Origin of the sequence: Bergeriella denitrificans NBRC 102155, assembly GCF_001592185.1 — a bacterium.
GTDB lineage: Bacteria > Pseudomonadota > Gammaproteobacteria > Burkholderiales > Neisseriaceae > Neisseria > Neisseria denitrificans.
This window is the reverse complement of sequence record NZ_BCWL01000138.1, coordinates 1-5910: the sequence shown is the minus strand read 5'-3', so window position 1 is coordinate 5910 and position 5910 is coordinate 1. Positions and strand designations below refer to the sequence as shown.

General features: G+C 57.5%; 5 protein-coding genes. 4 read left to right on the top strand and 1 reads right to left on the bottom strand.

What is annotated here, in order from left to right; genetic code table 11:
* Nucleotides 1-171 precede the first annotated feature (171 nt).
* Nucleotides 172-1602: an MFS transporter gene (locus tag BDE01S_RS07655; RefSeq protein WP_066079687.1), complete on the bottom strand. Its 1431-nt coding sequence runs from the start codon at nt 1600-1602 to the stop codon at nt 172-174.
* A 236-nt stretch (nt 1603-1838) separates the two neighbouring features.
* On the opposite strand from BDE01S_RS07655, the gene BDE01S_RS07650 reads away from it, so the two are divergent.
* From BDE01S_RS07650 to BDE01S_RS07635, 4 genes are all read left to right on the top strand, one after another.
* Complete coding sequence (locus tag BDE01S_RS07650) at nt 1839-2657, top strand: HpcH/HpaI aldolase/citrate lyase family protein (RefSeq protein ID WP_066079685.1); 819 nt, start codon at nt 1839-1841, stop codon at nt 2655-2657.
* Between the two features lie 336 nt (nt 2658-2993).
* On the top strand, nt 2994-4592 hold the full coding sequence (locus tag BDE01S_RS07645; RefSeq protein WP_066079681.1) for a peptide chain release factor 3: 1599 nt from the start codon (nt 2994-2996) through the stop codon (nt 4590-4592).
* A 183-nt stretch (nt 4593-4775) separates the two neighbouring features.
* Nucleotides 4776-5339: a biotin transporter BioY gene (locus BDE01S_RS07640; protein WP_066079679.1), complete on the top strand. Its 564-nt coding sequence runs from the start codon at nt 4776-4778 to the stop codon at nt 5337-5339.
* 87 nt (nt 5340-5426) lie between these two features.
* Nucleotides 5427-5855: a hypothetical protein gene (locus BDE01S_RS07635; protein ID WP_066079676.1), complete on the top strand. Its 429-nt coding sequence runs from the start codon at nt 5427-5429 to the stop codon at nt 5853-5855.
* Nucleotides 5856-5910: the final 55 nt, after the last annotated feature.

Genomic DNA, 5910 nt, shown 5'->3' with positions numbered 1-5910 from the left:
CAGACGGCCTGTTTGTTTTAAAACGGTTTATCCAAGCTGAGACCTTTGCAAAAATATTGAAAATCCCTTGGTCGTCATTAGCTTCGCAAGTCCGCTGCGCTTCCCCCGCGCAGCGGACTTGCGAAGCTAATGACGTCGCTGAGTGTTCAGCTTTTTTGCAAAGATTTCAAGCTACACCTGCCGATGTGCCTTCAAACGCATCGCGCAGCACACCATCAGCGCGCCCACGGCCAGTGCGCTGCCCATTGCCAGATGCACACCGTCGAGCATGGCTTGTTGCGGCGTAGCGGCGGACGACAGGTTTTCGCCGATATTGGTCACGCCGACAAAAAATGCCGCGCCGACTGCGCCCGCAATCGGGTTGACGGTGGTGATAATCGCCGCGCCGTGCGGATTGAGCGTTTTCGGCAGCGCGTTTAAGCCGTGGGCTTCGCCGGTAATGCAGGCCGATACCGACACCGCAAACAGAGTAAACATCGCCGAAAGCATGATGACCTGCGTGTCCATCTGCAAAAACGCCCACAATACCGCCAGCGCCGCCACCAGCATTACCGTGGCGGGCAACACCACAAAACGCCCGCCTTTTTTATCCAGCAAACGCCCGAACACCGGTGCGGCAAACGCCTGCGCGATACTGGCGGGCATCAAAATCAGGCCGGTGGTTGTCGCCGTCAGCAGCAGCACCTGCTGCGTGTACATCGGCATCAGCAATTCCATCCCCAAAAACAGAAACATCGCGCCCGCCAGCACCGCCGCGCTGTAGCGGAACTGCCGGTAAGCAAACGCCCGCAGGTTCAGCAGCGGCGTCGCCAGGCGGAATTGGCGGCGGGCAAACCAGCCGATTAGAATCACCGACCCCGCCGAATATACGATAAATTCCGCTAGCGGTAGATGGGCGAAATTACTGCTGGCGAACACCAAGCCGCCGAAGCCCGCAATCGACAGCACCGCCGAGAGCGCATCGATTTTCGGGCGGCTGACGTTGCTTAAATTGACTGTCAGAAACTTACCCACCAAGCCCATCGCAATCAGCATAAACGGCGCGGTAAAGCCGAACAGCCAGCGCCAATGCGTATGGTCGATGATAATGCCCGACAGCGTCGGCCCCATCGCCGGCGCCACGGTAAACATCATCGTAATCACGCCCATCGCCGTACCGCGTTTGTTGGGCGGATAAATCGACAAAATGCCGTTAAACAGCAGCGGCACGAAAAACGCCGCCGACACCGCCTGCACCATCCGCCCGGCCAGCAACACGCCGAAGGTCGGCGCAAACGCGCAAATCAGCGAGCCCGTCAGAAACACCGCCTGCGTAATCAACACCATTTTGCGCGTTTCCAGCCACTGGATTGCCACCGCCGTAATCGGCGTAAACGCGCCCATCACCAGCAAAAAGCCCGTAGTCAGCCACTGCACCGTGGTTTTGTCCACGCCGAAATCCTGCATAATCGGCGTCAGCGCCACATTGAGCAGCGTATCGTTGAGATACCCGAAAAACGCGCCGACAAACAGCGTTGCCACAATGGTTTTTGCGGGAAATTCGGGATTGTCGGCGAAATACTCGTGCGCCGTATCCCCTTCGTTTAAATCAGAAGCGTGCATATTGTTTTTGAATTTCAAGCATTTGAAAAGGAGCGGATTGTATCATAAGCGCGGGCGGGCAGGCCGTCTGAATGCGGCAAAAACGTGCAAACAGGCCGTCTGAAAAGCGCGGCAAAGGCCGGGGCAAACGCCTAATCACCGCGCAACTGCCGCCATACCGACGCATTTCAAATTTTTCAGACGGCCTGTCTGCGGTACAATCGCAGCACGTTTCAGAATAAAGCAGAGGAGAAATCATGAGCCGTTATGTTTTGCCGAAAACCTTTCTGTTTGTGCCCGCCACGCGCCCGGATCGCTTTGCCAAGGCTTGGGCGAGCGGGGCGGACGAGGTGGTGCTGGACTGGGAAGATACCGTCGCCCCCGCCGATAAAGCGGCCGCCCGGCAGCATACCGCCGCATACGGCAGCGCGGCCGGCAGCCGGGCGGTGTGGGTGCGGGTGAACGCGGCGGGCAGCCCGTATCATGCGGACGATGCGGCAGCGCTGGCGGGGCAGGCGTATGTAAAAGGCGTGGTGCTGGCTAAGGCGGAGCGTGCGGCAGACATTGCCGCTTTGCACCGGCAAACGGGCAAACCCGTGATAGCGGCGGTGGAAACGGCGGCGGGCATGGCGGCGGTGGCCGATTTGGCGCGCGCGCCGGGGGTGTTTGCCCTGACTTACGGCTGCCTGGATTTGGCGGGCAGCTTGGGCGTACGCTTCGGCAGCCGGGCGGCGCAGGCGGTGTTTGACCGTTTGCGCGGCGATTTGCTGCTGCACAGCCGCATCTGCGGCCTGCATCCGCCTTTGGAAACCACGCTGCCGGAGTTTAAAGACGAAGCGGCGATGGCGGAAAATATGGCGTATTGGCGGGATTTCGGCTTCGGCGGCGTGTTGTGCATCCACCCCAACCAAGTCGCGGCGGCGCGTGCCGTCTGCCAGCCTTCGGAAGCCGAACGCGCCTTTGCCACAGAAGTCTTGGCTGAGGCGCAGCGCAGCGGGCAGGCGGTGTTTCAGGTCGGCGGGCAGATGGTGGATTTGCCGGTGATTGAATGGGCCAAGCGCGTCGCAGCCGTGTGAGCGGCGGGGCGGTTGCGCTAAACGGTGTTTTTCAGACGGCATGACCAGGCAATCCATATCCGACCTGCGTGCAAGCGCGGTGGTATGGGTGCAAAACAGCCTGATTTTTTATAGTGGATTCAAATAAGAAAGATACAAGGCGGCAAGCCGCAGGCAGTACAAGTAGTACGACCAGGCGCAGCCAACGCTGTAGATTTTTTATTTGAAACCACTATATAGTGATAATTGATAAGGGCGGCTTTCTTTTGTACAATGCCGCTCAAACTGTTTATTGATGGGTCTGTCGCAGACCCGCAGGCCGTCTGAAAACGGCCTGATTTTATTTATCGAGAAACCATGTCCGAAATCCTAGACCAAGTGCGCCGCCGCCGCACCTTCGCCATCATTTCCCACCCCGACGCGGGTAAAACCACGCTTACCGAAAAGCTCTTGCTGTTTTCGGGTGCCATTCAGAGCGCGGGTACGGTAAAAGGCAAGAAAACCGGCAAATTCGCCACTTCCGACTGGATGGAAATCGAGAAGCAGCGCGGCATTTCCGTGGCCTCGTCGGTCATGCAGTTCGACTATAAAGACCACACCGTCAACCTGCTCGACACCCCCGGCCACCAAGACTTTTCGGAAGACACCTACCGCGTATTGACCGCGGTGGACAGCGCATTGATGGTTATCGACGCGGCCAAAGGCGTGGAAGCGCAGACGATTAAATTATTGAACGTCTGCCGTCTGCGTAACACGCCCATCGTCACCTTTATGAACAAATATGACCGCGAAGTGCGCGATTCGCTGGAATTGCTCGACGAAGTGGAAAATATCCTCAAAATCCGCTGCGCCCCCGTGACCTGGCCGATCGGCATGGGCAAGAACTTCAAGGGCGTGTATTCGATTTTGAATGACGAAGTGTATCTGTTTGAAGCGGGCGGCGAGAAGCTGCCGCATGAATTTGATGTGATTAAAGGCATCGACAACCCCGAGCTGGCCGAACGCTTTCCGTTGGAAATCCAACAGTTGCGCGATGAAATTGAATTGGTGCAGGCCGCGTCCAACGAGTTTGATTTGGACGAATTTCTGGCGGGCGAACTGACCCCCGTGTTCTTCGGCTCGGCGATTAACAATTTCGGTATTCAGGAGATTTTGAACTCGCTCATCGACTGGGCGCCCGCGCCGAAAGAACGCGACGCGACCGTGCGTACCGTACAGCCCGAAGAAAACAAATTCTCCGGTTTCGTATTCAAAATCCAAGCCAATATGGATCCGAAGCACCGCGACCGCATCGCCTTTTTGCGCGTGTGTTCCGGCAAATTCGAACGTGGCATGAAGATGAAGCATCTGCGTATCAACCGCGACATCGCCGCCTCCAGCGTGGTGACCTTTATGTCGCACGACCGCGAATTGGTGGAAGAGGCTTACGCGGGCGACATCATCGGCATCCCCAACCACGGCAACATCCAAATCGGCGACAGTTTCTCCGAGGGCGAGCAGCTGGCGTTTACCGGCATTCCGTTTTTCGCGCCCGAACTCTTCCGCAGCGTGCGTATCAAAAATCCGCTGAAAATCAAGCAGCTGCAAAAAGGCTTGCAGCAGCTGGGCGAAGAAGGCGCGGTGCAGGTGTTCAAACCGCACAGCGGCGCGGATTTGATTTTGGGAGCGGTGGGCGTATTGCAGTTTGAAGTCGTCACCTCGCGCCTGGCGGCGGAATACGGCGTAGAAGCCGTGTTCGACACCGCTTCGATTTGGTCGGCGCGCTGGGTGTCTTGCGCGGACAAGAAAAAACTGGCCGAATTTGAAAAAGCCAACGCCGCCAACCTGGCCATCGATGCGGGCGGCAACCTGACCTATCTCGCCCCCAACCGCGTCAACCTGGGGCTGACGCAGGAGCGTTGGCCGGACATCGTGTTCCACGAAACGCGCGAACACGCCGCCAATCTGAGCGCGTAAAGCCGCATCATGGATGAAGTATAGTCGGAGAAATTACTCTCCGACTATATTGAAAAAAGCCGTCTGAAAATCCCCGTTTTCAGACGGCTTTTTTTTTGCGTGAATGCGTGCAAATTCGGTTAAAATAAACTGTCCGCTTCATTGCGAACGGACATTTTATTCTTGATTGATAAGGACATACTTATGATGAACCAAGTCTCAGCCGTCAAGCATTGGGCTGACGCCAACCAAACCATTGCGTTTTGGTTGAAAGTGGCATTGGGTGCGAACCTGATTGCCGTATTGGCGCAAGTCGCCGTACCACTGCCGTTTGTGGCGATTACCGGGCAGTCGCTGGCGGTGACGCTGGTGGGCTTCGCGCTCGGACGCAAAGCCGCCGTCGGCGCCGTATTGCTGTATCTGCTGGAAGGTGCGATGGGCATGCCCGTGTTTGCCAACGGCAAAGCCGGCCTCGGCGTATTGATGGGGCCTTCGGGCGGCTATTTAATCGGCTTTGTCGCCATGGCCTTTATTTTGGGCTGGGCGAGCGACCGCGGCGTATTGAAATCCACCTGGAAAAGTCTGCTGGCCGCGTTTGCCGCTACCGCAGTGATGTTTGCCTTCGGCCTGGCGCAGCTGTCGTTTTTCGTGCCGCAGGGTGAATTGCTGGCGCACGGCCTGTATCCCTTTATTGCCGGCGGGGTTGCCAAAGCGATTTTGGCCAGCGCGCTGGTGATTCCGGCTTACCGTTTTTTCCGCCGTTTCTAAACCGCGCTTTGCGTGCAGCCGTTTAAACGGTTGCAACGCTGAATAAGGCCGTCTGAATTTTTGCGGTTCGGGCGGCTTTCGCATCGTATGGATACGGTAAACGAAATGTTTCAGCGTCTGCGCGGCGTAACGCGCCTGCGGTTTGAATCGTGCAGCCTGCCCGGCTCGCAGATGGGTTGGAACTGCAGCGGCCGCGGCCGCACAGACACGGATTTTTCAGACGGCATTCTGACCTTTTCCGACCGCTTCAGCCTCGACAACGGCCGCGCCTGCCGCGACGACAAGCAATGGCGGCCGGAAGAGGGCGGCTTGGGCTTTTACCGCCTGCGCCATCAGGTGTTTGAGCGGATTTTCCTGTTCCGCCCCGTAGACGGAAAACTGGCTGCCGAGCGCCCTTATCTGTGTGCGCCGGACGATTACGACGGCAGCCTGGAGTGGCAGGGCAGCGGGATAGTGTTGCGCATCGCCATACGCGGGCGGCGCAAAAATGAGCAAATCCGCTATTTTTACGAATGAGGCCGCGAAATGCAGCGGCCGGGTTAATCAGCGCCCGGCCGCTTTTTTGCGTGTA

What these genes read in the sequence shown, in the direction of transcription:
- BDE01S_RS07655 (WP_066079687.1), bottom strand. Translation starts at nt 1,602, where the DNA reads ATGCACGCTTCTGATTTAAACGAAGGGGATACGGCGCACGAGTATTTC.
- BDE01S_RS07650 (WP_066079685.1), top strand. Translation starts at nt 1,839, where the DNA reads ATGAGCCGTTATGTTTTGCCGAAAACCTTTCTGTTTGTGCCCGCCACG.
- BDE01S_RS07645 (WP_066079681.1), top strand. Translation starts at nt 2,994, where the DNA reads ATGTCCGAAATCCTAGACCAAGTGCGCCGCCGCCGCACCTTCGCCATC.
- BDE01S_RS07640 (WP_066079679.1), top strand. Translation starts at nt 4,776, where the DNA reads ATGATGAACCAAGTCTCAGCCGTCAAGCATTGGGCTGACGCCAACCAA.
- BDE01S_RS07635 (WP_066079676.1), top strand. Translation starts at nt 5,427, where the DNA reads ATGGATACGGTAAACGAAATGTTTCAGCGTCTGCGCGGCGTAACGCGC.